Below are 26,712 nucleotides of genomic sequence, written 5' to 3'. Positions count from 1 at the left end.
ATGCCGGCGCGCTACGCCAAGCTGCTGCTGGTCTGCGGGCTCGCCCTGCTGGTGAGCCTGGTGGCGTTCGGCAACCTCACCGACTACGGCAGCAACTTCGCCTTCGTGCATCACGTGCTGGCGATGGACACGATCTTCCCCGGCGCCACCATCCGCTACCGCGCCATCACCACGCCGTGGCTGCAGCACGCGGCGTATGCGCTGATCATCGCCACCCAGCTCGTCACGGCCGCGCTGCTGTGGGCTGGTGCGTGGCGCATGTGGCTGCGCCGGCGCGCACCGGCAGCGCTGTTCGTGCGCGCGAAGGGCCTGGCGACGGCGGGGCTGAGTCTTGGCGTGCTGCTGTGGCTGGCCGGCTTCATGGCGATCGGCGGCGAGTGGTTCGGCATGTGGATGTCCTCGCAGTGGAACGGCGTCGAGACGTCCTTCCGGCTGGTGGCGCTGCTGCTGGGCGCGCTCATCTACCTGGGCCAGAGCGAGGCGGAACCGGCATGAACGATCGCAGCGCACGCCGCTATCTCGCCAACCTGCGCATCGAGCGCGACAACGCCGCGCTGTACGAGCGCCTGGCCGACCTGGCCAGCGACGAACGCAAGCAGCGCGCCTATCGCCGCATCGCGCTGGCGGAAACCGCCAACGCCGCGTTCTGGGAAGCGCAGCTGCACGCCATGCGCGTCGAGGTGCCGCGGCACGAAGCCGGCATCCGCGTGCGCGTGCTGTCGTGGTTCGCGCGCCGCTTCGGCACCGAGTTCGTCATGCCCACCGTGGTGCGGCTGGAACATGCCGACCATGTCGAACCCTCGGTGGACCGCAAGGAGCTGCGCAACCATTTCGCCGAAAGCGCGCCGCTGCGCAGCGCCAGGCGCGACAGCCGCGGCCAGAGCGGCAATACGCTGCGCGCCGCCGTGCTGGGTGCGAATGACGGGCTGGTGTCCAACGTCAGCCTGGTGATGGGCATGGCCGGCGCCTCCGGCAACGACAAGGCCGTGCTCACCGCCGGCATCGCCGGGCTGGTTGCCGGCGCCTGTTCGATGGCGCTGGGCGAATGGCTGTCGGTGAACAGCTCGCGCGAGTTCTACCAGGCGCAGATCGCCGTGCGCGCCGAGCGCCTGGCGGTGGCGCCGGAAGACGGCGCGCGCAGCATCGCCGGCATCTATCGCGACAAGGGGCTGGAGCCGCAAGTCGCCGAGACCGTCGCCGAGCGTCTTTCCGAAACGCCGCGCGCCGCGCTGGATACGCTGGTGCGCGAAGACCTGGGCATCGATCCGGAAGACCTGGGCGGTTCGGCCTACAGCGCGGCCATCTCTTCGTTCTGCATGTTCGCGCTGGGCGCCGCGTTTCCGGTCGCGCCGTATCTGTTCCTCGGCGGTAGTGCCGCGATGCTGGCCAGCGCCGCTGCCACGGCGTTCGCGTTGGCCCTGATCGGCATCGGCACCTCGCTGTTCACCGGCCGCAGCGTGGTGTTCTCGATCGCGCGGCAGCTCGGGATTACTGCCGCGGCAGCTTCGATCACCTATGCCGTTGGACACGTGATCGGCGGCGCGCTGATCGGCTAGTTTCTTCTCCACGGCGAGACCGACCCTCGCTGCATCCATGGGAATCCGCATGTCCGCCGTCTTCGACCTCACCGCCGAACTGATCCGCCGCCGCTCGGTGACGCCCGACGACGCCGGCTGCCAGGCCCTGCTGGCCGAGCGCCTGGCGCGCGTGGGTTTCAAGGTCGAGCACCTGCGCTACGGCGAGGTGGACAACCTCTGGGCCACGCATGGTGAAGGCGGCCCGCTGCTGGTGTTCCTCGGCCATACCGACGTGGTGCCGAGCGGGCCGGCGGAAAGCTGGCAGAGCGATCCGTTCGAACCGGTGGTGCGCGACGGCTATCTCTACGGCCGCGGCGCGGCGGACATGAAAGGCTCGGTGGCGGCGATGGCGGTGGCGCTGGAGGCCTTCGCTGCGGCGCATCCGGAGCATCGCGGCCGCGTCGGTTTCCTGATGACCAGCGACGAGGAAGGCCCGACCAATCTCGACGGCGTGCGCAAGGTGGCCGAACATTTTCGCGCCAGCGGCGAGCGCATCGACTGGTGCGTGGTGGGCGAGCCGTCGTCGAAGGAGCGCCTGGGCGACCTGATCCGCGTCGGCCGGCGCGGGTCGCTGTCGGCGACGCTGACGGTGCGCGGCATTCAAGGCCACGTGGCGTATCCGGAGAAGGCGAAGAACCCGATCCACGCTTTCGCGCCCGCGCTCACCGAGCTGGCGGTGGAACGCTGGGATGCCGGCAATGCGGATTTCCCGCCGACCTCGTTCCAGGTGTCCAACCTCAACGCCGGCACCGGCGCGAGCAATGTCATTCCCGGTGCGCTGGTGGCGCTGATCAATTTCCGCTACAGCACCGCCAGCCGCGCGGACGAGCTGCGCGCGCGCGTCGAGCGGATTCTCGATCGCCATCATCTCGACTACGCGCTGGAGTGGAGCCTCTCCGGCGAACCTTTCCTCTGCCCCGCCGGCGGCGCGCTGCGCGACGCGGTGGTGTCGGTATGCCGCGAGCTGTGCGGCACGGAGCCGGAGCAGAGCACCGGCGGCGGCACCTCGGACGGGCGCTTTATCGCACCGCTGGGCGCCGAAGTGGTGGAGCTGGGGCCGGTCAACGCGACCATCCACAAGGTCGACGAATGCGTCGCCTTGGCCGACCTGGAAAAACTGCCTTCGCTGTACCAGGCCATCTGCGAGCGTCTGCTGGGCTGAGTGCCCGCGGGCGATGGTGGCTACGTTTTCCCCGCACGAAGCACGCACCAAGGAGAAGGGTATGCGCAAGCTGTTGCTCGCCGCGGCCATCGCCGCCGCCGGTCTGTCCGCCACCATGGCCTGGGCGGATACCGCCCCCGCCACCAGCGCGCCGCTGATCGAGCGCGCCAAGCTGTTCGGCAATCCCAGCCGCGTCGCCGGCAAGCTCAGCCCGGACGGCAAGTGGCTGGCCTGGATCGCACCGCTCGACGGCGTACTCAACGTATGGGTGGCTCCGGCGGGCGAGCCGGACAAGGCCAAGCCGCTCACCGCCGAAAAGCAGCGGCCGATCCGCCAGTATTTCTGGGCGCCGGATTCGTCCTCGGTGCTGTACGTCAACGACCGCGGCGGCGACGAGAATTTCCTGCTCTACAAGGTGGACGTGCAGGGCGGCGAGCCGCAGTCGTTGACGCCGTTCCAGAAGACCCGCGTGCGCGTGGTCGGCACCAGCGTGCATATCAAGGACCGCATCCTGATCGGCGTGAACAACCGCGATCCGCGCTGGCACGACATCTACAGCCTGGACCTGAAGACCGGCAAGCTCACCGAGGTGTACGAGAACAAGGGCGAATACGCGGGCTTCGTCGCCGACGATCAGCTCGTCTTGCGCATCGCCGAGAAATCCCGCCCCGACGGCGGCACCGACTACTACCGCATGGCCGACGGCAAGGTCGACGCCAAGCCGTTCAGCAGTGTTGGCCTGGACGATTCGCTCACCACGCAGCCGGCCGGTTTCACCGTGGACGGCAAGACGCTGTACTGGCTCGATTCGCGCGGCCGCGACACCGCGGCCTTGCTCGCCGAAGAGGTCGCCACGGGCACTACCCGCGTGCTGGCGCAGAACGCCAAGGCCGATATCGACGACACGCTCAGCGACCCGGCCACTGGCAAGGTGCAGGCGTATTCCTCGCAATACCTCAAGCCGGAATGGACGGCGCTGGATCCGGCGGTGAAGGGCGACCTGGATTTCCTGAAAGACCAGCTCAAGGGCAAGTTCGAGATCACCTCGCGCACCGACGCCGACGATGTCTGGACGGTGGTGGTGGACCCGGTGGTCAAGCCCGGCACCACGTATCTGTACGAGCGCAAGGCGAAGAAGCTCACCGCGCTGTTCGTCAGCCGGCCGGAGCTGGCGGATGCGACGCTGGCGCCGATGTATCCGCAGGAGATCCGCACGCGCGACGGGCTGACCGAAGTGTCGTATCTGACCTTGCCCGCCGGCAGCGACAAGGCGCATCCGGGCCGCCCCGACAAACCGCTGCCAATGGTGCTGTTCGTGCACGGCGGGCCATGGGCGCGCGACACCTACGGCTACAGCAGCTACCACCAGTGGCTGGCCAACCGCGGCTATGCGGTGCTGTCGGTGAACTACCGCGGCTCGACCGGCTTCGGCAAGAAGTACATCTCCGCCGGCGACCTGCAGTGGGGCCGCAAGATGCACGACGACCTGATCGACGCCGTGCAGTGGGCGGTGAAGAACCGCATCACCACCGCCGACAAGGTCGCCATCATGGGCGGCTCCTACGGCGGCTACGCCACCCTGGCCGGCCTGGCCTTCACGCCGGATACCTTCGCCTGCGGCGTGGACATCGTCGGCCCGTCCAATCTCGCCACACTGCTGAAGACCATCCCGCCGTACTGGGAAGCCGGCAAGGCGCAGTTCTACAAGCGCATGGGCGACCCCACCACCGAGGCCGGCCGCCAGCTGCTGCAGGAGCGCTCGCCGCTGTTCAGGGCCGGGGCGATCAAGCGCCCGCTGCTGATCGGGCAGGGCGCCAACGACCCGCGCGTGAACCAGGCGGAGTCGGACCAGATCGTCAAGGCCATGCAGGCCAAGAACATCCCGGTGACCTATGTGCTGTTCCCCGACGAAGGCCACGGCTTCGCCCGTCCGGAGAACAGCATCGCCTTCAACGCGGTGGCGGAGCAGTTCCTGGGCAAATGCCTGAGCGGGCGCGTCGAGCCGATCGGCGGTGCCCTGAAGGCGTCCAGCGCCAAGGTGCCGAGCGGGAAGGAATTCGTACCGGGCTTGCCGGAGGCGGTGGGGGCAGGCGACTGAGGGGGCCGTCCTGCCAGGGATGAAAAGAGCCGCCCTCGGGCGGCTTTTTTTCTGGGTGCAGTGGGCTCGATCCAGCCGGCCTTTTTTCATTTCGTATATATAGATATTTACAATTTGCGCCGTTTCGTTATAATCTATATGTATGCCAAAGCTTGCCCGCGCCCTCCAGCAGCTCCCTCCGGCAACCTCCGCCGCCATTGAAAAACTCGGCGCCGACCTCGCCGTGGCGCGCCTGCGCCGCAAGGAATCCCTGAAGACCTGGGCCAACCGCATGGGCGTTTCCGTACCCACCCTGCAGCGGCTCGAAGCGGGCGACCCCTCGGTTGGCATCGGCATCGTCGCCACCGCGCTGTGGCTGATCCAGCGCGACGGCGAACTGGGGAAACTCGCCGCACCCGAGCACGACCAGGGCGCGATCGAGATGGATGTCCGCAAGGCCGAGGCGCTGGGGCGCACGCGCGCCCTGGCATCGGCCGAGGCGCGCGCCTACAAGCGCCAGGCAAAGAGCTGAGATGCGCCTGGACGATCTCTACCTCTGGTACCTGGCCGATCCGGCGCATCCGCGCCCGGTCGGCGCCTTGAAGCTGGTCTCCGCCGGCAAGGGTGTTTCGCTGCGCTACGGCGAGGCATGGCTGTCCACCGGCTTCGCCTTGAGCGAGGACCTGCCCCTGGTCGACGTGGAGCAACTGCCGCCCGGCCGGCTGGCCGCCGATGCGCAGCGCGCGGTCGGCGCGGTCGACGATGCGCGGCCGGACCGCTGGGGCGAGAAGGTGATCCGCTTTGTCGACAAACCCACGCGCCTGTCGCTGATGGAATATCTGTATTACGCCGGCGACGAACGCTTCGGCGCGCTGGGCGTATCGACCTCGCCGCATACCTACAGTCCGCGCGAGGGAAGCCCGCTGCCCCGGCTGGGACAGGCGCAGCAGCTCGGCGAGGTGGTGGCGAAGATCGAAGCCTCCGAACCGATCAGCGCCCAGGAAGCGCGCATCGTGCGCGCCGGCGGCAGCCTCGGCGGCGCCAAGCCCAAGGCGCTGATCGAGATCGACGGCGAGCCGTGGGTGATCAAGTTCTTCAACGGCGAGCCCGTCGACACGCCGCTGATCGAGCACGCGGCCATGACGCTCGCCGCGCGCGCGGGCATCGCCGTGGCCGCCACGCGGGTCATTGCGCTGGACGGCCAGCACGCGATCGCCGTGCGCCGCTTCGACCGCACGGCGGGCGGCCGCATCCACAGCATCTCGGCCGGTACGGCCATCCGCGCGGCCACCGCGTCAGGCAGCGAGCCGGAGATGGGTTATCCGGAGCTGGCGCGGATACTGCGGCGCGTCGGCATCGTCGAGCAGGACACCAACCGCAATGACGCGCGCGAACTGTTCCGCCGCATGGTGTTCAACATCCTGATCGACAACACCGACGACCACGAGAAGAACCACTCGCTGCTGGTGGTGAATCCGTTCGATAACGGCCGCCTGAAGCTGGCGCCGGCCTACGACGTGCTGCCGACGAACTCGGGGCAGGGCTATCAGGAATTCATCTGCGGCGCGGATGGCCGGGATTCGACGCTGGCCAATGCGATGTCGCAATGCGAGGCGTTCGGCCTGTCGCCGGCGGAAGCTGCCGCCGAAACGGCTGCGGTGATCGATGTCGTCGAGCAGTGGCGGGAGCACTTCGCGCAAGCCGGCGTAAGCGAGCGCGATATCGACGACCTGGCCCGGCGCATCGATGGCGAAGCGCTGCGCAGCCAGCGCAGCGGATTCGATCCCTCCGGCTACCGGTCCGCTCCTGGCAAGAGCAAGCGGACCAGTCCGTTCCAGCGCAGCTGACGTTACTTGCCCGGCTTCGCCGGCGCGGCCGGCGCCGCGGCCGGAGCGGGCGCGGCCGGCTGCTGCTGCACCGGGCGCACGATGTAGCCGACCGGCACCCAGTTCGTGCCGGCCTGGCTCAGCGACACGGTTTCCACCGCCGGGGCGGTGGCGTGGCGGGCCACGAACACCACGTTGAGGTACTGGCCGGGAGGCAGGCCCTGCGGGTTGTCGACGCGGCCGAGCTGCACCCAGTCGCGGCTCTGGGTGGCGCCGAGCTGCTTCTTCACGCCGTCGAGGTACTTGGCCCAGTCGGCCGAACTCACGCTCTTCTGCATCATCGGGCCGCTGCTTTTCCACATCGCGTCGGCCTGGCCGGCATCGGCCTGGGCCGCCCAGCGCGTGGCGGTGGCGATGGCGCTGTCCAGCGAGGGCAGTTGCTGGGCCTGGGCATGGCCGCTGGCAAGCAGCGCGGCGACGAGGGGCATGGCTGCAAAACGACGGTACTGGTTTGCCATAGGTCTCTCCTTGGGTGGGTTCCGATCAGCGTGACCGCGGTTGTGCTCGCGGGAGTCCGGACGCAAGCCCGTCTTCCACGGGGACGATGTTCGGGTCGCCGGGGGAAACGGGTCCTGGATCATGCGCAATCAGGAAATCTAACGGTTGTGGCGCATGCTGGATTCTGGACGTTTCCAGACCTGTTGTGATCCCGGCGTGCCTTAAGCCTTCCTGGCGGGGCGCAGCGTCAGCACGTGCTGGTCCGGCCCTGGCAGCAGCGGCGTCGGACGGCCGTTGACCCAGTCCTCGTGGCCGGCGCCGTAGTAGGGCGACAGCGGATTGTCGCTCTGGCCGCCGGGCAGCTCCAGGATGCTGCCGGCCTCGTGGCCCGGCATCACGTCCAGCCGTTCGGAGGCGCCGAAGCCGGGGCGCGCCACGCGCGGCATGTTGTCGTCGCCGGGCAGCGGCTCGTCCGGCATGTCCAGCCAGCGGCCGGCGAAGGACGGCAAGGCGCGCGACAGCGGATGGCGGATGGCCGTGCGGTTGTACTCGCCCCAGGTGCGCGCGGCGAGGCCGCCGGGCGGCTTGCCCAGCTCGTCGGCGACCTGGCGCGCGGCGTCCTGCAGCAGCGCGTTCCAGTCGGCGTAGCGCGCATCCAGCAGATGGATGGGACGGTCGCGCACCAGCGCCCAGACCGCCGCCTCGGTGTGGCTGGGGCGCGGCCAGGTGAAGTCCTTGTAGCGCCCGGTCACTTCCTCGGCGAACGGTGCCAGCACCGCTTCGTGCACCTTGTCGCGGAAGGCGCGCACCAGGCGGTAGTCCACGCTGTCGGCGGCGGCGCGGCCGCGCCAGCTGGCGGTGAGCTGGCGCAGCTGGGCCAGGGTGGGATCGGTGGTGCCGGCCAGGGTGTCCTGCAGCAGGCGCTGCCAGCGCACCAGCAGCAGGGCGCGATGATCGAGCTGGATATCCAGCAGGTTGCCCGGGGAGAAGCTGCTGCGCGTGCGCAGGCCGTCGCGGATCTGCTGCGCACGCGCGCCCAGGTCGTGGCCGCCTTCGCCGAGCAAGGCCAGCGCGGTGCCGTCGACGGTGCGGTTGTTGGCGGTCCACAGGCGGCCGTCGGCAGGGTTCTCGATGCGCGGGTATTGCGCCGGCATGGCCCAGCCCTGCCAGCCGGTGCCGGGCTTGGACCAGTCCGCCGGCAGCAGCGGATCGACGCCGCTGCGCAGCGGAATGCTGTTGCCGGTGATGGTCCAGCCGATGTTGCCGGCGCTGTCCGCCGCCAGCAGGTTCTGCGGCGGCATGCCCATGGCGGGGGCGAGGTCGAGCGCGGCGTTGACGCTGGCGGCATGCTCCAGCTTCATCACGCCCAGGTTGTAGGCGCGCGGCAGGTCGCCGATCCAGGCCAGCGCCAGCGGCGTGCCGTCGGTGTCCTGCGCCAGGATCGGACCCCAGCGCGTGCTTTCCACCTTGATGGTGCGCGGCGCGGCGCCTTTGATGCGGATGGTTTCCTCGTGCGTCTCGATGGAGTCGACGCCGTCCGGCACCTGATAGCGCGCGGCGTCCTTCGGGTCGCGCAGCACGCGCACCCAGTCCAGCCAGTCGCCATAGCTGTTGGTGAAGCCCCAGGCCACCTGCCCATTGGAGCCGGCGACCAGGGCCGGCGTGCCGGGCAGGGTCACGCCGCTGGCGTCGCGGCGGCCGTTCGGCGCGGCGGGGTCCGCGTAGCGCAGGCGCGCGCGGAACCAGATGTCCGGCACGCGCAGCCCCAGGTGCATGTCGTTGGCGAGGATGGCCGCGCCGCTCTCGGTCAGGCGGCCGGCCACGGCGAAGTTGTTGCTGCCGGGGCGCGGCTCGTCCAGCGCGGGCGCCAGTGCGACCAGCGCGGCGGCGTCGGAGCTGGAAGCCACCGGCTTGTCGCGCAGGTTGAATACGTCCGCACCCGGAATCACCGGCGGATGCGAGAGATCGCCGCTCAGCGGCGCTTCCCATTCGGGATCCGGCGCCAGCAGGAAATCCACCAGCGGCGAGGGCAGCGCGGAACGCATCTGCGCGAAGCTCAGCTCGCGCTGGTTGCGGCCGTCGCCGTTGAGGTCCAAGTACATCGCACCGATCACCAGGAAGCTGTCTTCCGGTTTCCACGGCTGCGGCTGCGCGCCCAGCAGGAAATATTCCCAGGGCTTCACCCGCAGATCGGCGAGACCGCGGTTCACGCCGGCGGCATAAAGCTCCAGCGTATGCCGGTCCTCCGGCGACAGCTGCGCCAGCGCGGCCTGCGCCGTGGCGCGCAGGCGATGGCGGCGATGTTCGATGTCGGTATCCACCGCCGCGGCGCCGACCAGTTCGGCCAGCTCGCCCGCGGCGACGCGGCGCATCAGGTCCATCGGAAAGAAGCGTTCCTGCGCGTGCACGTAGCCGAGCGCGAAGGTCACATCGTCGCGGCTCTTGCCGTCGATGGTGGCGCTGCCGAGCGCGTCGCGCGCGATGCTGGTGGTGTCGCCCAGGCCTTGCACGGCCACTTCGCCGTCGAGCTTCGCGCGGCTGCCGGCGAGCAGGAACCAGCCAGCCGCCAGCACGCCAACGATCAGGATCGACAGGGAGAGCAGCAGGGAGCGCAGCCAGCGGAAGCGTCGGACTCGGGGCATCGGGAGGCGGATCTTGGGTGGCGATGCTCCCGAGTGTAGTCCCAACGCTCAGGGCTTGGCCGTGGTGAACACCGCGAAGATGCCAGCATAGGGCTTGACCATGAAGGTGGGTGCGCCGGCATAGCCTTCGCCGTCCACATAGAACTGCGAGATGGTGCCGTCCAGGTACAGCGCGTCGCGGCAGCCCAGTTCATCGCGGAAAAGCCGCGCGAAGGTGTGAAAGTTCACCGGCGATTCGCTCACCGCGAACACCACCCGATGCGGCGTCTTCGCGCATACGCCGCTGCGCCACTTCAGGCTGGCCGAATCGTCCACGAAGCGGTCGTTGATCTGCCCATCGACCAAGAGCATCGGCCCCGACTGCGTGGCCCAGCGCGCGGGCTTGGCGTCGGCCTTGAAGGCGGTGCTGGTGCGCACGGCGGCGTGGCCGTCGGCATACACGGCGAACACGCCATTGGGCTGGATCGAGAAATTGCCCGCGGCCGGATTGCCCTTGAACAGATTCAGCGGCACCACGGTGCGGCCGTCTTCCACGTACAGGCCCAGCGGAGCGAACTGGCGGTCGTAGATGCCGGCATTGGCGGCGAACAGCAGGCGGCGGTCGTGCGCCATGCCCCATTGGCGCAGGCTTTCGATGGTGGCGTAGGGCTGGCCGCTTTCCGGGTCCTTCCAGTGCAGGCTCAGCGGCTCGCGTTCCAGGTCCACGCGGACCACGCGGAAGCTCTGGCTTTCGAAGGTGACTTCGTCGCTGTCCACCGCCTGCGCCTGGCGCGAACAGCCGCTGGCGCCGGCGAGCATGGCCAGCGTGGCCAGCCAGTACAGCCATGGGCGGCGGGCAGTGGATGCGGGGAGGGCGGAGGCCTGCATGCGCACGATGGTGGCCGGGGCAGTGGTGCGGGTGCAAGCCCGGCGTGACATTTCGCATCTATCCGAAGCCATGGCCGTTATAGACTGCCGTTTTTCCGCTGCGCGCCGCCTCATGCCTTACACGCCCATCGTCGCCACGCTCGGTTATGTGCTCTCGCCGGATCGGCGCCGGGTGCTGATGATCCACCGCAATGCGCGCCAGGACGACATGCACCTGGGCAAATACAACGGCCTGGGCGGCAAGATGGAGCCGGGCGAGGACATCGCCGCCTGCATGCGCCGCGAGATCCTCGAGGAAGCCGGCATCGAGTGCGCGTCGATGCAGCTGCGCGGCACGCTCAACTGGCCTGGCTTCGGCAAGCAGGGCGAGGACTGGCTGGGCTTCATCTTCGTGATCGACCGCTATGCGGGCGAACCGTTCGCCGCCAATCCCGAAGGCACGCTCGAATGGGTGGAGCTGGACCGCCTGATGGAGCTGCCGATGTGGGAAGGCGACCGCCACTTCCTGCCGCTGGTGTTCGACGGCGACCCGCGGCCGTTCCATGGCGTGATGCCGTACCAGGACGGGCGCATGCAGTCCTGGTCGTACTCGCGGCTGTGACGCGGCGCATCGGGATCGTCGCGGCGATGATCCGCGACAGCGCGGGCCGCGTCCTGCTGGTGCGCAAGCGCGGGGTGGAAGTGTTTCAGCAGCCGGGCGGCAAGCGCGATCCGGGCGATGCGGACGACCTGCACACGCTGGCGCGCGAACTGGAAGAAGAACTCGGCTGCCGCATGCGGCGCGAAGGCGCGCGGCTGCTGGGACGCTTCAGCGCACCGGCGGCGAACGAGCCGGGGTGCGTGGTGGAGGCAGTGGTCTACGAAGTGGCCGCGGACGGGCCGTTCGAGGCGAGGGCGGAGATCGAGGCGCTGCGCTGGGTGGATCCGGCGCGGCCGGGCGAGCTGCCTATCGCGCAACTCAGCCGCGAGCAGTTGCTGCCGTTGCTTGCCGGCTAGAACCCGTCGTTTCGCACCCTCACACCCTCGTCATCCCGGCGTAGGCCGGGATCCAGTGGCGATGCCGTCGGGTTTTCGCCGTAACGCTCAAAAGCCGCGTCTTTCGACGCCTCGCTCGTACGCAGCTTGCCGCTGCTGGATCCCGGCCTGCGCCGGGATGACGAGAGTGGGCGGGTGCGCCGCGATCAGGCCTAACCGGCGCACCAGCGCCGGTGGTTCAAGGCATGCGCCGCAGCGCCACCACCGCATTGAGTCCGCCGAAGGCGAACGAATTGCTGATCGCCGCATGCACCGGCATCTTGCGCGCCTGGTGCGGCACGTAGTCGAGGTCGCAGGCGGGATCGGGTTCGAGATAAGCCAGCGTCGGCGGCACGATGCCGTGGCGCAGCGCGCCGATCACGGCGATCAGCTCCAGCGAGCCGGACGCGCCCAGCGCATGGCCGTGCATCGGCTTGGTGGAGGAGATGGCCAGCGCGCGCGCATGTTCGCCGAACACGCGGTGCAGCGCCGCCGTCTCGGTGGCGTCGTTGGCCATCGTGCCGGTGCCGTGGGCGCTGACGTAATCCACTTCGGACGGCGAGAGATTGCCGTCGCGCAGCGCGTTCTCGATGGCGGCGGCCGCGCCCAGCTCGGACGGCGCGGCGATGTCGCCCGCGTCCGAACTCATGCCGGTGCCGACCAGTTCCGCCAGGATGGTGGCGCCGCGCGCCTGCGCCTGTTCCAGCGTCTCCAGCACGAACATGGCCGAGCCTTCGCCCAGCACGATGCCGCGGCGGCCCTTGCTGAAGGGGCGGCAGGTATCCGGCGCCAGCACGCGCATGGCTTCCCATGCGAGCAGGGTGCCCAGGTTGAGGCAGGCCTCGGTGCCGCCGACCACGGCGGCGTCGACCAGGCCGGAGCGGATCATCATCGCCGCCTGCGCGAACGCGTGGTTGGACGAAGCGCAGGCGCTGGCCACCACGAAGGCCGGGCCGGTGATGCCGTGCGCCATGCTGATCTGGCTGGCCGGCGCGTTCATCATCATGCGGATGATGCCCAGCGGGTGCACGCGCGGCAGCTTGTCGGCGTAGATCCGGTGGTACTGGGTGTCGCGCGTCACTTCGCCGGCCGCGCCGCTGCCCACCACCACCGCCGTGCGCGCGGCGCGTTCGCCTTCGAACGACAGCCCGGACTGCACGATCGCCTCTTTCGCGGCGACCAGGGCGTACTGCGTGGACAGGTCGAGCTGGCTGAGCTTGGCTTCGTCGAAGTGCTGGCCCGGATCGAAACCCTTGACCTCGGCCACCACGCCGGCGGCGCGCACGCGTTCGGGATCCACGCGGGAAACAGGAGCGATGCCGCTGCGGCCCTCGGCCATGGCCTGCCAGACCGAGGGTGCGTCGTTGCCGAGCGCGCAGATCGCGCCCATGCCGGTGATGACGAGACGTTGCATGGAGGAGTTCAGTCGTTCTTCTTGGCGGCGAGCTGGCGCTCGATGGCTTCCACCAGCTGGCCCACGGTGCCGTTGTCGAAGTCCGTGTCCTCGTTGGGGAGGTTGATGCCGAAATGCTCTTCGATGTCGAAGATCACTTCGATGGCGTCGAGCGAGGCGACGCCCAGGTCCTTCAGGGTGGACTCGGGCTTGATGGTGTCGATGTCGATCTTCGCCTGCTTGGCGATGATCTCGGTGGTTTCCTGCTGTACGTTGCTCATGGGTCGTATCCCTGGTCCGTGGCGTTCGCCGCTGGCCGCACCGCGCGGCCGACCCGGCAAGCCTGACCAAGCACGGGGTGCTTGTCCAGACGCGACGGTCCTGTAGTCGGTCGATTCTGCGCGGGTTCGCCTTTCGCCAATCTTTGGGGTGGCCGGGCCAGCCGGCGGCGGCAGGGTAAGCGGCGTGAAAGCCCCGTCGTCCATGCTGCACGGCCCGGCTTGCGGCATCATGCGCGCGGCGTCCGGGACGGCGGCGCCCCACTTGCGGAAACCTTGCGTGCGTTATCTCAACCAACTCGAACCGGATGGCCTGGTCGCGTCGTTCGCGGCGCATCCGCCGCTCGGCTTCCGGGTGCTGGAGGCGCAAGGCACGCCCGCCTTCGTGGCGCCGTTCGACCTGCTGACCACCACCGATGACGCACTGCGCCGCCGCGTGCTGAAGGCGCCCGGCTACCGCTGGTGGGGGCGCCTGCTGCGCTGGCGCACCGCCTTCGTCGGCACCACGGTGTCGGAGTACGCGCTGTTTCCGCGCGAAGCGGACCCCACGGTGCTGCCCGGCGCGCTGCGCCGCGAGCTCGGCGGCGGACAGCGCCTGCTGGTGGTGAAGGACATCCCGCAGGATTCGCCGCTGTGCGACGCGGCCAGCCGCGACTGGTGCGCGCGCTTCGCCGAAGCCTGCCGCGCCGAGGGCTATCTGCTGCTCGAGGGCCAGGCGCTGGCTTACGTGGCGATCGATTTCGCCGACGAGGAGGCGTATCTCGCGCGCCTGTCGTCTTCGCGCCGCAAGGACATCCGCCGCAAGCTGCGCAAGCGCGACGAAGTGGCGGTGGAGACGGTGGCCTGCGGCGATGCGCGCTTTGCCGACGACGCCACCGTCGATGCGTTCTATGCCTTGTACGAGAATGTCTACGCGCAAAGCGAAATCCATTTCGACAAGCTCAGCCGCGCGTTCTTCGCCACCGTGCTGCGCGATGCCGGCAACGGCGGCTTCGCCTTCGTCTATCGCCACCAGGGCGAGCTGATCGGCTGGAACCTGTGTTTCGTCGCCGACGGCAAGCTGATCGACAAATACGTCGGCTTCGCCTACCCGCAGGCGCGCGAGCGGAACCTGTACTTCACCAGCTGGTTCCACAACCTGGCCTGGGCGCGCGAGCGCGGCCTGAGCCACTACGTGGCGGGCTGGACCGATCCGCAGGTGAAGTCCTATCTTGGCGCCAGCTTCACCCTGACCCGCCACGCCATCTGGCTGCGCAATCCGCTGCTGCGCGCCGCGGCGCGCAAGCTGGGCCACCTGTTCGAAAGCGACAGCCAATGGGCGCCGACCCCGACCGATGCGCAGACCTGATTCCATGCGGCCTGGCCCGCTGATCCTGGACTTCGACGGCGCCGTCGGCCCGATCGAGGGCGCCACCACGCTGCCGCTGGGCGACTGGCAGGAAGCGATCCGCTTCGGCTGCACCCTGCGCACCTTCAACCGCCTGCGCCGCCATCTCGCTGAAACCGCTCCGGCCGAGCACGGCACGGTGCTGATGGGTTCGGGCGACTACCACCACCTGACCTGGCCGCTGGTCGAGCGCCAGCGCGCGCGCGGCCCGTTCCAGCTGGTGGTGTTCGACAACCATCCGGACAATATGCGCTTTCCCTGGGGCATCCATTGCGGTTCGTGGGTGCGCAAGGTGGCGATGCTGCCTTACGTCAACCACGTGCATGTGGTGGGCATCACCTCCGGCGACATCGGCGCGGCGCATGCCTGGGAGAACTATCTGCGTCCGCTGCGCGCGGGCAAGCTCAGCTACTGGTGCATGGATGTGGATGTGGCCTGGGCGGCGCGCCTGGGGCTGCAGCACGCGTTCCACCGTTTCGAGGATCCGGATGCGCTGACTTGCGCGTTCGTGGAGCAGTTGCGGCGGGCGCCGCAGGCGACTTATCTGTCGATCGATAAGGATGCTTTCAGCGTGGATACTGCGCGGACGAATTGGGACCAGGGCCGGCTGGAGGAGCACCATGCGATGGCGATTATTGAGGCGCTGCGCGGGCGCATTGTGGCCAGCGACATCAATGGCGAGGTGTCGGCTTATCGCTATCGCACTTGGTGGAAGCGCTTGCTCAGCGGGATGGATGGGCAGGAGCCCGTTCCGCAGAGTGAGTTGGATGCTTGGCAGCTGCAGCAGCGCGCGCTGAATTTTAGGTTGTTGGCGGCTATCGCCGATAGCGTGGCGTGAGGCTGCGCTTCTGGCTCGTCATCCCGGCGTAGGCCGGGATCCAGTTTCTGTATCGTCTGGTTTTCGCGTTATCGCGATTTGGCCGCTTATGCAGCGGGCATTTCGGACGCCTGCCGGCGCCCGAGTTACTTTCTCTTTGCTGGCTCAAAGAGAAAGTAACCAAAGAGAAATAGCCTTAGAGCAAAGGCTCGCGACGCGACTAGAAGGAGCAGTGAGCGGCTGCGGTAACCTGATTAACCTGGGTCTACACGAAACCACAGTGCGTTTACGTAGCGGCTTCTTCAACGTGCCGTTGCCGAGAGGAAATTCAGTGATTGAGGCCAGCTTTTAGGCTTAGCCCTGTTCGTTGCGTAAGCGTACGGCGTAGGTTGGGGTGAGCCGCAGGCGAACCCCAACGTGGCGAGGCGCGTGAAGGTTCGAATGTTGGGGTTCGCCTGCGGCTCACCCCAACCTACGCCACGGCAAGATTTAACGTGGCGCTCCGCCCGCCCCCTCACCCTGCCCTCTCCCCGGAGGGGAGAGGGGTGAAGTCGTGAGGTAAGCAGGAACGAAGAACAAAAGCTGGCCTCAGTCCTTGAACATCCTCTCGGCCACGGCACGTTGAAGAAGCCGCTACGTAAACGCACTGCCGTTTCGTGTAGACCCAGGTTAATCAGGTTACCGCAGCCGCCCACCGCTCCTTCTAGTCGCGTCGCGAGCCTTTGCTCTAAGGCTATTTCTCTTTGGTTACTTTCTCTTTGAGCCAGCAAAGAGAAAGTGACTCGGGCGCCGGCAGGCGTCCGAAATGCCCGCTGCATAAGCGGCCAAGTCGCGACAACCTCACCTAGTCGCTACTGGATCCCGGCCTACGCCGGGATGACGAGAAGGGGGCGCAACCTACTTCACCCCCTCCACATACCAATAAGTGCGCTTGCGCTTCCCCGTCCCCGGCGGCACAACCTTCTGCGTCCCCAGCGAAGAAGTATTGTTGCCGCCCACCAGTCCCAACTGATTACCACCACCAATCAACACCGGCGTCAGCAACGTCCCACCCCCCGAAGTGGGCAACTGCACCAACCCGAAGATCGGCGACGGCGGCATGCCGCCACCATCGAACTTCACGAAGCGGTTCGAGTTGAGCCCGCTGCCGTCGAGGAAACTGATCGCGTAGCCACGCGCAATACCCAGGTTCGGATAGCACATGTTCGGATTGTTGGTCGGATTCGCCGGCTGATTCGTGCCGAAGTAGGTATAGCCGGCCACCGTCAGCGGCGCATTCACCGCCTTCTCGCCCGCATTGGCCAGCGTGACGTAGAAACCGGGGCCGCTGCCGGTGTACAGCGTATTGGTGGCGTCGGTCAGGTTGCTCTCGGTAATGGTGGTCCAGGTGGGGGCCACGCTGTTGCCGGTGCTGGTGTCGCGCAGGCTGTAGAAACGGTTGATCACATTGGAGGCCGCGTTCGAAGCCAGCGGGTGTTCGCGGTCGCCGCTCGCTGCCACCACCGCGTCGTAGCTGCCGGTCGGCACCACGTCCGGCGGATAGAAGAACTTGCGTGCATTGGTGCCGGTGCCGCCGAGGCTGGCGAGTTTGGTCACGGTCCAGTTGGACGGCGAGGTGAGCGCATTCGGCTCCAGGTCCACGCGCCAGATATTGCCGCCGAGGTCGCCGGCGTACAGGCGCTCGATGTTGCCGTCGCCGTCGCGGTCGAGCAGGGTGATGTCGGACGGGATCGCATACGTCATGCCCGGCACCGCGGTGCAGGGGCTGGGCTGGCCGGTGCAGCTGGGGGCGGCGATCCATACCGGCGCGCCGGTGACCGCATCGAGCATGACGACGGCGCGGCCCATGCTGTCGGCGCTCTGCACGGGATCCACGTCCTCGGCGGTGTCGTAGCCGCCGCCCATGATCAGCACAGGGTTGGTATTGCCCTTGATGCGCGCGACCTTCGGCTGCGACCAGGTCATGCCGAGTTCCGGAATATCGGAGCTGGACTTCTTCCACAGGAAGCGCGGCGCGGTCGGCGTGCTCACGTCGAACGCATAGATGAAGCGGCCGCCGCGGCGCGCGGTGAGGTAGATGTAGGTGGTCGCGGGCGTGACGCTCTGGTTCTGGTACACCGTGGTGGTGCCGTCGAAGAAATAATCCTTCGGCTGCGCGGTGGCATCGGTGATGCCGGGCAGCTTGATCACGGGGCTGTTGTCGCGCTGGCGCTTAAGCTTGCCGAAGAACTCCGGCGCGATGAACGACCACAGCTCGCCGCCGGGCCGCACCGTGCCGATGCCGGTGGTCTGGTTGCCGTTGATCGCGCGGAAGTAGCCGTCGTTGGAACCGTAGAACACCACCACGCCGGTGCTGCCGCCGTAGTTGATGATGGCCGGGCGCGAATGCAGCACGTCGCCGTGGATGGACGGGCGCACCGTCACCGCGCCGCCGGGGCCGGGTTCGGCCTCATTGTTCGGGCTGGTGTTGTCGGCGCCGCGCACCCAGTTGATCAGGTTGGGCAGGTCGCTGGCGGTGGTGCCGAGCAGCGCCGCCGTGATGTTGCCGTTGCTGGTGTCGAACTTCGGCATCGCGGTGCCGGTAGGGCAGCTGCCGACGCCGTTGCAGGTGTAGACGGTGCGGCCGGTCTGCGAGGTGAGATAGTCCGCGCGCAGCATTTCGCCCACGCCGCCTTTCTCCACCACTTCGCCGTCCACCGCGTCGTAGGCCAGGGAGATGCCGGAAGGCTTGTTGATCCAGAAGCCGGTCGCCGGCCAGTTGCTCACCACGCTGCTGCCGGGGAAAGCCAGGGGGCCGTTGCGCGGCGTGCCGGCCTGCTGGTCCGAGGTCCAATAGCTCAACGCATTGGGCGAAATAAAGCCGGAGCCGTTATTGCTGATCGCCGAGTTGCCGAGCGAATCCTCGGTGATCACGTTGTTGCCGCTGTCCAGGCCCAGCTGGTACTGCTTCAGATTGCCGACCCAGCGCGGCTGCGCGGTCGGGTCGGGACGGAACACACCGACGTAGACCTGGTTCAGCGATACGCCCTGGCTGTTCACGCTCACCGGCAGGCTGACCGAAGCGAACACGCTGTTGATCGACTGCACTTCGTTGAAGATCTGCAGCAGGTCGTTCACCAGCGCATTGAGCGCGTTCGGGTCGTTGATGTTCACCACGAAGGCCTTGCCGCCGCCGTGGCTGGACATGCTTTGCAGGAACTGCACGTAGTCCGGGTTGCTGCCGTCGGTGACGGCGATGGTGTAGGTGATGATGTTCTGCGGATTGGTGGACGAACCGCCGGACAGGTCGGTCTGGTACATGAACTGCGCCCACTCGTCGCCCCAGTTGGCCTGGTACTTGTTGTTCGGCGGCGGGATCACGATCTCGGTGGGATTGGACTGCCCGGTGGCCTGCTGCAGCGAGGACTGCGCGCTGGGTGAATTGCCGGCATCCTGCGGCTTGCCGTTCTTCACCGCATTGGCGATGTAGATGACGAAGCTCTTCTGGCACACGCCGGAGAGCGGCGAATGGTAGGTGACGCCGGAAAGTCCGGTCTTGCCGGCGAAGTACGCCCACATCTCTTCCATGCCGCCGCCGACCGCGGAGTTGTTGGAGTTGTCGGCCTGGCGGTCCAGCGCCTTGATGGTGGTCTGGAAATTCGCCACGCCCGTGGCGTCCATCAGCGGCAGCGCGCCCGGATCCCTGGCGCGGCCCACATTGGGAAAGCGGAACCAGCCGCCGTTGCTCGACGGATCGAACAGCATCAGGCCCATGTTGATCTTGCCCAGCAGCACCGGGTTGGTGCCGATCGCGGTCACGGCCTGGTACAGCGAGCACTGCTCGAAGCCGACATCCTTGCCGGCATTGTTGGCCGATACCACGCCTGCGGTCGGGCAGCTGAAATTCACTGAGCCGTTCCAGGCGCTGGCGTTGTCCAGCAGGATCAGCAGATTCGGCGAACCGCCGTTCACCGGCGCGCCGGTGTACAGATCGATGTCCTCGCTCAAGGCCAGGCCCGGCACCGCCAGCAGGGCGGCGGCGCAGGCCAGCCGGCGCAGGCGGCGGCTCAAGGATGGGCGCGTGTGGAGCATGGCGGCGTCTCCGCGGAGGCTGCTGGGTGTGTTCATGGACAGGGGGTTCCGACGGGGACGCGTACCGACGCGCCCTGGTGCACGGTGACCGAGGTCGCGCTGTTGTTCGGATCGGTGACGGACGACTGGATTTCCCACTGCGTGTCCGAGCACAGCGAGAACGCGGCGGCGCCGCCGCTGGAGCCGACCACGAGGTCGCCGCTGCTGCTGGTGGGCGTGCGGCAGACGTCGCCCAGCGACAGGTCGCGGTTGAGCACCGGCTTGCTGTCCAGGCAGATCGGCGCGGCCACTTGCGCGGTGAAGTCGTTGTTGCCGTCGCCGGTGACGTCGATCGGCACCGAACTGGCCGGAATCGGATTGAGCGTGAAAGCCTGGTTCATCACCGCCTCCACGCCCTGCTGCGCCACCGAGCGGGCTTCCATGCGGTATTGCTGGTTCGACGCCACCTTGGTGTTGATCATGCTGGAGCTGGCCATGGAGATGGCGAACAGCAGGAAGATCACCAGGAACACCAGCGTCATCATCAAGGTGAAGCCGCGCTGGCGCTGCGCTGGATGCGATGAAGGATGCATGCTCAGTTCTCCCGCACGCCGCCGACGTTCCACAGGCGCGCGACCGCGCTGTAGACGTGGCGCTTGTAAGCGTCGTTGTAGGGGCCGTCCGGCGTCGCGCGGCCCAGGTCGTAGGTGCGCGTGTCGTTCCAGCCGGTCGTGGCATCGAGGTTGCGCGCCAGCACCGTCACGCGCACCGCGGTGACGTTGGCCCAGTTGGTGGTGGCATTGGTCCAGGCGTAGCCGCTGCTGCCGGTGCAGGTGGCGGAGTTGTCGATGGCGGGGTTGTCGACGTAGCAGTCGGGCGAGCCGTTGCCGTCGGTGTCCACGCCGTAGCTCAGGTGCACGTCCTGGATGCCGGCGACCAGCGAGGACACCTGGATCGAGCCGTTGACGAATTCCGCCACTTTCAGGGTCGGCGTGCTGTCGCCGCCGCTGGCGCAGTTGTCGCAGGCCGCCAGGTAATAGCTGCGCACCACGTATTTGCGCAGCTCCGCCGGGCTGCCGCTGCTGCAGGTCTTGCCGAGCAGGGTGAAGTTGGCCGAACTCTTGTCGTAGACCAGCTGCTTGGTGTCGGTGGTGCAGCTCGATTGCTGCAGGTAGTACTCGGTACCGGACACCGCCGCCGAGACATTGCCGGAGGCGTAGTGCACGGTCAGCGCCTCGGTGCCGGTGCTCATGCTGGAAAAACACGCGGGCTTCGCGCCGCCGGCGGCCACGCCCGAAAGCGCCACCGGCACGGTGAGCGGCGAGGTGGTGTTGTCGAAGCCCATCGAGGCCTGCGTCGTATTGCAGGCGCCGGGCAGGTTGTACTGCAGCGTGGCGGGCAGGCCGGGGCGGCCGTAGAAGCCGGCCATTTCCACGTCGCGCACCATCGATTCCAGCGCGTAGCGGCCGTTCTCGACCTGCTCGCCGGTCTTGTTGAACTCGGCGCGCGCCTTGGAGGTGGCGACGTACAGCGAACCCAGCGCGGCCAGCATGGCCAGCCCGATGGTGACGCCGATCATCAGCTCGACCAGCGACAGGCCGCGCTGGCGATGGAGGGGCGGGATGGAAGAAGGCATGCGCATGGCGGCGGTCACGAGAGGCTGGCGATGCGGACTTGCACGCTGACGGCGCGGCGCAGGCTGTCGTCGCCGAATTTGTTCTGCCCGCAGGTCACGCCCGGCGCCGCGGTGGGCATCAGGCCCTGCCACACCACGGTGATGCGGTAGACGTTGTTGGTGGCGTCGATACGCTCGACGCAGCCGATCGCGCCGAGCATCGCGCCGACCTTGTTGCCGCCGGAGCTTTCGCCCGCGCCGAGCAGCGCATTGCGCCAGGCAGCGAGGTCGGCATTGGCGGTGGCCGCCTGCAGCGCGGTGGGCGAGGGCGTGCCGGTGGCGCAGGTGGGCGGCGCGGCGTAGCCGGAGCCGGTGGCCAGGCCGGTGGCGCCGTTGGAATAGCAGGCCGCCACCTGCCGGTTCGCGTTGAGGCGCGAGACCATGTCCTGCACCAGGGTCAGGGCCTGCACGCGCTGGTAGGACTCCATCTCGTTGCGGGTGGAGCGCGCCATCATCATCACCGTGCCCAGCAGGGCGACCGATGCGATCAGCATCGACACCAGCACCTCGATCAGCAGAATGCCGCGCTGGCGTTTCATGAGCAGGCTCCCTTGGTGGTCTGCACGCGCCCGGTGGCGCCCACCGCTACGCACAGCGGCTGCTGCCCCTGCGAGGTGACGGTGGGGTTGAGCGTGAACGACATGCCGGTGCCGGACATGCGCCCGTCGCCGCCGAAATTGAACGAGGTGTTGCCGCCGCCTTCGTTGATGCGCAGGCCGTCCAGCGTGCCTTGCGCGCGGATGGTGCTGGCCGGGGTGACGGCGCTGGCGATGCTCACCGTCCAGCCCTTGCTCCAGTCCGTGCCGTTGGCCACCACGTAGACGGTGCCGTTGCGCTTGATCGCCTCGCTGCGCGCCAGCACCACGGTGGAGGCCAGGTCCATGGTGGCGTTCTTCAGCCGCTGGCGCTGCAGGAACGGCGCCATCTGCGGCACGGCGAGCACGGTCAGCACCAGCAGCACCGAGACGGTGACCATCAGCTCCACGGCGGTGAAACCCCTGGCGTATGCGCGGCGCATGGCTATCGCTTCCAGCAGGTGGTGGAGGTGCCCGAGGCGGTCTTGCTGCCGTTGCTGCCGAGCTTGAGCGTGCCGCAGCCGCTGTCGCGGGTCTGGTTGCCGATCGGGGTGGCGGTGATGGTGTAGCTCGGCGGCGGGCCGGAACTGGTGGCCACCGCGATGGTGTAGTTCGGCGAGACCGTATCCGGCAGCGCGCCGTAGCCGAGCAGCGCATTGCTGGTGGTGTACTGGCGGCTGTCGATCATGTAGCGCTCCTGCGCGCTGGACATGTCGAGCATCACCGCCTCGGCCGCCGCGCGGTTGGCGCGCAGCATGTAGCGGTAATAACTGGGGATGGCCAGCGCCGCGAGGATGGCGATCACCGCCACCACTACCATCAGCTCGATCAGGGTGAAGCCCTGCACCGCACGGCACCGCGCGGACGTGCCGGGCGGCGTGGCGGTGAATGGCGAGATGGGCGCGACCATGTGAAAGCTCCCCCATGAGTTCACTTGGTCATTCCGCGGCGCGGCCTTAATGCGAAAATCCGCCGGCATCGCTGGGAATGGCAAGTGGAGCGTAGGTATCGGGAATATCCAATGTCAATTTGCCGCACGGCCGTTTTCCTATAATCGCGGCCCTAGGCCATCAGGTGTAACAGCCGGTTATCACCCTGGATGGCGGGGAAATCATATGCATCGGGCGTGCCGGGGAAAGTCAGGCGCAAGCCTGGCGAACGAAAACACGAAAAATCGCCTTCCGGCTGATTTTCCACGAGATAACGGCATTGATTTTCGTTAATCGATCGGTCGTCTCTATATCTTTCGGTCTATGCTTTTTGAGGTTATTTAAAGCGGCCCGACCAAAAAGGTCTTTTGCGCCCCATTTGGTCACCCGCCGGCGCATTGGCCTATGCAGTCGTGCGGGCGTCGTCGTAAGGATCCGCTAAGGAAATTGGGTTACCAAGACGGCCAGCTGGCCGTCCGTGGGTACCAGGCGCTCTGCGTTTCACGGCAGCTATGGCAAAGCGTTGCCGGCAGCGTCGAGCTTCACGGCCGCAGGGGGATGGCGCGAACCGGTCTCGAGAGAGGGCGATCGATCGTTCGTTGAACCTAGACCAGGGAGACCATCATGTTCCTCAAGCAGACCGGCGCCGCGGGCGCCGCGTTGTGTATCGCCGTGGGCGCGTCGTGCATGGCAGGCGCGCATGCCCAGGATTCCTCTGCCGTAGAAGTGGCGCCGGCCGCGCAGCACGACACGCTGCATTCACTGCGCGGGGTGATGCCGCGCCCCGATGACTTTTCCAAGAGCCCGCGCGAGCACGCGGCGCGTCCCTTGCCGTGGATCGACGGCCCCGGCTCGCCGCCCGACGGCGCCGTGCAGGGCAGCGCCACCGGCGCCGCGCCGACGGCCGGCAGCGGCGTGGACGGCGTGGGCCAGGGCTTCAGCGGGCCGCAGGGCAGCTTCACGGTGGACAGCGCGCCGCCGGATACCAACGGCGCGGTGGGCGCCACCCAGTACGTGCAACTGGTGAACACCGGCTTCGCGGTGTTCGACAAGGCGAGCAAGCAGGTGGTGTACGGGCCGGTGCAGACCAACACCTTGTGGTCCGGCTTCGGCGGCCCCTGCGAGACCGACAACGACGGCGACGGCGTGGTGGTGTACGACAAGGCCGCCGGCCGCTGGATCATCACGCAGTTCGCCGTGACCGCGGCGCCGTACTACCAGTGCGTGGCGGTTTCGGCCACCAGCGATGCCACCGGTGCGTATTACCGCTACGCGTTCAACTACGGCAGCGTGTTTCCCGATTATCCGAAGCTGGGTGTATGGCCGGACGCTTACTACATCACCTTCAACATGTTCAGCGGCAACAGCTTCTCCGGCGCCAAGCTATGCGCCTACGACCGCAACGCGATGCTGAGCGGACAGGCCGCGACGCAGCAGTGCTTCCAGCTTTCCAGCAGCTACGGCAGCGTGCTGCCGGCGGACCTGGACGGCGCCACCGCGCCGCCGGCGGGCGCGCCGAATTACCTGATGAACTTCGGCACCAACAAACTCAATCTGTGGAAGTTCCACGTCGACTGGAGCAACAGCGCCAACAGCACGCTGAGCGGGCCGACCGCCATCCCGGTCGCCACGTTCTCGGCGGCGTGCAGCGGCGGCACCTGCATTCCGCAGTCGGGTACGAAGCAGAAGCTGGACTCGCTGGCGGATCGCCTGATGTTCCGCCTGGCTTACCGCCGTTTCGCCGACCACGAATCGCTGGTGGTCAGCCATTCGGTGAAGGTCGGCACCAGCAAGCAGAACCCGTATACCGGCGTGCGCTGGTATGAAGTCCGCAGTCCCGGCGGTACCCCGGTGGTGTACCAGCAATCGACCTATTCGCCGGATACCACCTATCGCTGGCTCGGTTCGGTGGCGATGGACAAGCAGGGCAATATGGCGCTCGGCTACAGCGCGTCGAGCAGCACCATCCATCCGGCGATCCGCTACACCGGCCGCCTGGCCACCGATGCGCTCAACACCATGCAGGCCGAGGCGAGCATCGTCGAGGGCACCGGTTCGCAGAGCGGCAATAACTTGTCGCGCTGGGGCGACTACAGCGCGATGACGGTGGACCCGGTGGACGACTGCACGTTCTGGTACACCAACGAGTATCTGAAGACGACGGGTTCGTTCAACTGGAGCACGCGGCTGGCTTCGTTCAAGTTCCCGTCCTGCCAGTAAGCCTGGTGTCCGTTGCGCCACGCAAAACCCCGCTTGTGCAAGCGGGGTTTTGTTTTGCCTTCAGCCGCGCAGCGTGCGCCGCAGCGTGTCGACGATGCGCGCGAACTCGTCGCCGCGCAGCCACGGGCTGTTGCCGATGGTGAGCGAGCGCGCGGCGAAGTCGCGCGCGTTGGGCAGCTCGGTGGCCGGCACGATGTCGCGCAGGTAGCCGTAGTCGGGCAGGGCGTGGATGAACAGGCGGCTGACGCCCAGGCCCGCGGTCCACAGCGTGCCGAGCGCGGCGTCGCGCGCGGCGGCGGTGGGCAGGGTGAGCAGCAGGAAGGGCCATGCGCCCTGCGTGCCCGGTGCATCGTCGAACACGGTGACGCCGGGCAGCGCGCGCAAGGCGTCCAGACGCGACAGCGCCTGCTTGCGCGTGAAATCGAGAAAGGCGGGCAGGCGGGCGAATGCGGCGGTGCCCACGCCCTGGCGCCAGCGGCCGAGCGGATGCAGCGGAATATCGGGGCCGAAATCGTCGCCCACCGCGGCCACGGGATCGCCTTCGGCCAGCGCTTTGCGCAGCGGCTTGCCATACACCGCGTAGAGCAGCGAGGGCCGATAGGCGACCGCATAGCCAAGCAGTTCCGCCGCGCGCTGCAGGCTCCAGCGCAGGCTGGAACGGATCACCTCGCGGCGGCTCGCCATGAAGGCCTCGCGCAGCTCGGCATCACGCGTAATCAGCACGCCGCCTTCGTACAGCGTGAGTCCCTTGCCCACCGCCAGGCTGAAGAAGCCGGCGTCGCCCTGCAGGCCCACGCTGGCGCCGCCGCGGCGGGCGCCCAGCGCCTGCGCGGCGTCTTCCAGCACATAGGCGCCGCAGCCGCGCGCGATCGCCATGGCGGCCGGCACGTCGACCACGCGGCCGGCCAGGTGGGTCGGCACGATGGCCAGGGTGCGCGGGCCGCACAGCGTGCGCAGCTGCGCGGCGTCCATGTCGATGCTGCCGGGGGCGAGATCGCACAGCTTGAGTTTCAGCCCCGCGCGATGGATGGCCAGCGCGACCAGCGGGCAAGTCCAGGCCGGCACCACCACTTCGTCGCGCTGCGGGCGCAGGCGGTGCATGGCATGCAAGGCCACCACCATGGCGGCGGTGCCGGAGCATTCGAGTTGCGGCTGCGCCACGCCGAGCCAGCCGGCCAGCTGCGCGGCGAAGCGTGCGCGGCGCGGCAGCAGGTCCGACAGGCGCAGCGGCAGGCCGGCAGTGGGCGGCAGCTCGCGGCGCATGCGGCTCAGTCTCCGGCGGCAACGCCGAGCGCGCCTTTGGCCTCGGTGGGCGCATCGCCTTCGGGATGCGCGCCGCTCTCGGCCAAGGCGAGGCAGACGATGCCGGCCACGATCACCAGCGCGCCGATCGCGCGCGCCCAGGTCAGCGGCTCGTTGAACAGCCAGATGGAAAACAGCATCACGCTGACCACTTCCAGATGGGTCACCGCGAAGGCCGGGCCGATCGGCGCGTGCTTGAGCAGGGTCATCCAGGTGAAGAAGTTGCCGACGTAGCCGACCACCGCCAGGTAGATCCACGGATGGCCGAACACGCGCACGATCCAGGCCCAGTTGGCCTCGGGCGGAAACGCGTGGTTGCCGGCGTACTTGAAGGCCAGCTGCACCACGGTGTCGAACGCCACCAGGATCAGGAAGCCGAAGAAATAGAAGCGCCCCAGGCGCTGCGGCGTCGATGCCATGCGC

The 26,712-nt window shown here is 67.8% G+C and carries 23 protein-coding genes and 1 pseudogene; 11 read left to right on the top strand and 13 right to left on the bottom strand.

Features of this window, described 5'->3' with window-relative positions; all coding sequences use genetic code 11:
• From ISN75_RS16260 to ISN75_RS16235, 6 genes and pseudogenes are all read left to right on the top strand, one after another.
• Nucleotides 1-495 (top strand): DUF2165 domain-containing protein, encoded by a 495-nt coding sequence (locus tag ISN75_RS16260; RefSeq protein ID WP_343821663.1) that lies wholly within the window; start codon nt 1-3, stop codon nt 493-495.
• On the top strand, nt 492-1,556 hold the full coding sequence (locus ISN75_RS16255; RefSeq protein ID WP_167257818.1) for a VIT1/CCC1 transporter family protein: 1,065 nt from the start codon (nt 492-494) through the stop codon (nt 1,554-1,556). The genes ISN75_RS16260 and ISN75_RS16255 overlap by 4 nt, the downstream gene beginning before the upstream one ends.
• A gap of 49 nt (nt 1,557-1,605) precedes the next feature.
• On the top strand, nt 1,606-2,739 hold the full coding sequence (gene dapE / locus ISN75_RS16250) for a succinyl-diaminopimelate desuccinylase (protein WP_343821661.1): 1,134 nt from the start codon (nt 1,606-1,608) through the stop codon (nt 2,737-2,739).
• A pseudogene (locus ISN75_RS16245) lies at nt 2,736-4,837 on the top strand (alpha/beta fold hydrolase). The gene dapE and the pseudogene ISN75_RS16245 overlap by 4 nt, the downstream one beginning before the upstream one ends.
• A gap of 142 nt (nt 4,838-4,979) precedes the next feature.
• On the top strand, nt 4,980-5,348 hold the full coding sequence (locus ISN75_RS16240) for an XRE family transcriptional regulator (RefSeq protein ID WP_167257813.1): 369 nt from the start codon (nt 4,980-4,982) through the stop codon (nt 5,346-5,348).
• A 1-nt stretch (nt 5,349) separates the two neighbouring features.
• Nucleotides 5,350-6,663, top strand: a complete 1,314-nt coding sequence (locus ISN75_RS16235; protein WP_343821659.1) for a HipA domain-containing protein — start codon at nt 5,350-5,352, stop codon at nt 6,661-6,663.
• 2 nt (nt 6,664-6,665) lie between these two features.
• On the opposite strand, the gene ISN75_RS16230 is transcribed toward ISN75_RS16235, so the two are convergent.
• The 3 genes from ISN75_RS16230 to ISN75_RS16220 all read right to left on the bottom strand — a co-directional run bounded on the left by ISN75_RS16230 (nt 6,666) and on the right by ISN75_RS16220 (nt 10,580).
• Complete coding sequence (locus tag ISN75_RS16230; RefSeq protein WP_167257811.1) at nt 6,666-7,160, bottom strand: DUF4019 domain-containing protein; 495 nt, start codon at nt 7,158-7,160, stop codon at nt 6,666-6,668.
• A gap of 201 nt (nt 7,161-7,361) precedes the next feature.
• A complete protein-coding gene (locus ISN75_RS16225) occupies nt 7,362-9,782 on the bottom strand; it encodes a penicillin acylase family protein (RefSeq protein ID WP_343821656.1) in 2,421 nt (806 codons plus the stop codon).
• A 48-nt stretch (nt 9,783-9,830) separates the two neighbouring features.
• Nucleotides 9,831-10,580, bottom strand: coding sequence for a phosphodiester glycosidase family protein (locus ISN75_RS16220; RefSeq protein ID WP_243868221.1), 750 nt, complete (start codon nt 10,578-10,580; stop codon nt 9,831-9,833).
• A gap of 181 nt (nt 10,581-10,761) precedes the next feature.
• On the opposite strand from ISN75_RS16220, the gene ISN75_RS16215 reads away from it, so the two are divergent.
• The gene (locus ISN75_RS16215) at nt 10,762-11,250 is read left to right on the top strand and encodes an 8-oxo-dGTP diphosphatase (RefSeq protein WP_343821654.1); all 489 of its coding nucleotides are present in this window, start codon (nt 10,762-10,764) and stop codon (nt 11,248-11,250) included.
• Between the two features lie 26 nt (nt 11,251-11,276).
• Complete coding sequence (locus ISN75_RS16210) at nt 11,277-11,645, top strand: NUDIX domain-containing protein (protein WP_343821652.1); 369 nt, start codon at nt 11,277-11,279, stop codon at nt 11,643-11,645.
• 217 nt (nt 11,646-11,862) lie between these two features.
• Here the strand turns inward: ISN75_RS16210 and ISN75_RS16205 are convergent, their stop codons facing one another.
• Nucleotides 11,863-13,077, bottom strand: a complete 1,215-nt coding sequence (locus ISN75_RS16205) for a beta-ketoacyl-[acyl-carrier-protein] synthase family protein (protein ID WP_167257807.1) — start codon at nt 13,075-13,077, stop codon at nt 11,863-11,865.
• Between the two features lie 8 nt (nt 13,078-13,085).
• Nucleotides 13,086-13,337: an acyl carrier protein gene (locus ISN75_RS16200; RefSeq protein WP_167257806.1), complete on the bottom strand. Its 252-nt coding sequence runs from the start codon at nt 13,335-13,337 to the stop codon at nt 13,086-13,088.
• 277 nt (nt 13,338-13,614) lie between these two features.
• Here ISN75_RS16200 and ISN75_RS16195 point away from each other — a divergent pair, with 277 nt between their 5' ends.
• Nucleotides 13,615-14,682: a GNAT family N-acetyltransferase gene (locus ISN75_RS16195; RefSeq protein WP_343203632.1), complete on the top strand. Its 1,068-nt coding sequence runs from the start codon at nt 13,615-13,617 to the stop codon at nt 14,680-14,682.
• A 4-nt stretch (nt 14,683-14,686) separates the two neighbouring features.
• Complete coding sequence (locus tag ISN75_RS16190; RefSeq protein WP_167257951.1) at nt 14,687-15,559, top strand: arginase family protein; 873 nt, start codon at nt 14,687-14,689, stop codon at nt 15,557-15,559.
• A gap of 876 nt (nt 15,560-16,435) precedes the next feature.
• On the opposite strand, the gene ISN75_RS16185 is transcribed toward ISN75_RS16190, so the two are convergent.
• From ISN75_RS16185 to ISN75_RS16160, 6 genes are read right to left on the bottom strand one after another with little or no spacing between them, the layout of a single operon-like run.
• Nucleotides 16,436-19,609, bottom strand: coding sequence for a pilus assembly protein (locus ISN75_RS16185; RefSeq protein WP_343821650.1), 3,174 nt, complete (start codon nt 19,607-19,609; stop codon nt 16,436-16,438).
• A 32-nt stretch (nt 19,610-19,641) separates the two neighbouring features.
• Complete coding sequence (locus ISN75_RS16180; protein ID WP_343821649.1) at nt 19,642-20,181, bottom strand: pilus assembly PilX N-terminal domain-containing protein; 540 nt, start codon at nt 20,179-20,181, stop codon at nt 19,642-19,644.
• Nucleotides 20,182-20,183: 2 nt separating this feature from the next.
• The gene (locus ISN75_RS16175; RefSeq protein ID WP_168649498.1) at nt 20,184-21,224 is read right to left on the bottom strand and encodes a PilW family protein; all 1,041 of its coding nucleotides are present in this window, start codon (nt 21,222-21,224) and stop codon (nt 20,184-20,186) included.
• Between the two features lie 14 nt (nt 21,225-21,238).
• Nucleotides 21,239-21,802 (bottom strand): type IV pilus modification protein PilV, encoded by a 564-nt coding sequence (pilV, locus tag ISN75_RS16170; protein ID WP_168649497.1) that lies wholly within the window; start codon nt 21,800-21,802, stop codon nt 21,239-21,241.
• Complete coding sequence (locus tag ISN75_RS16165) at nt 21,799-22,281, bottom strand: GspH/FimT family pseudopilin (RefSeq protein ID WP_168649496.1); 483 nt, start codon at nt 22,279-22,281, stop codon at nt 21,799-21,801. The genes pilV and ISN75_RS16165 overlap by 4 nt, the downstream gene beginning before the upstream one ends.
• A gap of 2 nt (nt 22,282-22,283) precedes the next feature.
• On the bottom strand, nt 22,284-22,748 hold the full coding sequence (locus tag ISN75_RS16160) for a type IV pilin protein (RefSeq protein WP_343821647.1): 465 nt from the start codon (nt 22,746-22,748) through the stop codon (nt 22,284-22,286).
• Between the two features lie 643 nt (nt 22,749-23,391).
• On the opposite strand from ISN75_RS16160, the gene ISN75_RS16155 reads away from it, so the two are divergent.
• The gene (locus ISN75_RS16155) at nt 23,392-24,987 is read left to right on the top strand and encodes a hypothetical protein (RefSeq protein ID WP_343821646.1); all 1,596 of its coding nucleotides are present in this window, start codon (nt 23,392-23,394) and stop codon (nt 24,985-24,987) included.
• A 60-nt stretch (nt 24,988-25,047) separates the two neighbouring features.
• On the opposite strand, the gene ISN75_RS16150 is transcribed toward ISN75_RS16155, so the two are convergent.
• Nucleotides 25,048-26,259, bottom strand: a complete 1,212-nt coding sequence (locus ISN75_RS16150; protein WP_343821681.1) for a DegT/DnrJ/EryC1/StrS family aminotransferase — start codon at nt 26,257-26,259, stop codon at nt 25,048-25,050.
• Nucleotides 26,256-26,708 carry a DMT family transporter gene (locus ISN75_RS16145; RefSeq protein ID WP_208399892.1) on the bottom strand — a complete coding sequence of 151 codons (453 nt, stop codon included), beginning with the start codon at nt 26,706-26,708 and terminating at the stop codon, nt 26,256-26,258. Before ISN75_RS16145 ends, ISN75_RS16150 begins: the two co-directional genes overlap by 4 nt.
• Between the last annotated feature and the right edge of the window lie 4 nt (nt 26,709-26,712).

The organism is Dyella marensis (assembly GCF_049532885.1).
GTDB classification, from domain to species: domain Bacteria; phylum Pseudomonadota; class Gammaproteobacteria; order Xanthomonadales; family Rhodanobacteraceae; genus Dyella_D; species Dyella_D marensis.
Note: the sequence above shows the minus strand (reverse complement) of the source record. Positions and strands in the feature narration are given on the sequence as shown.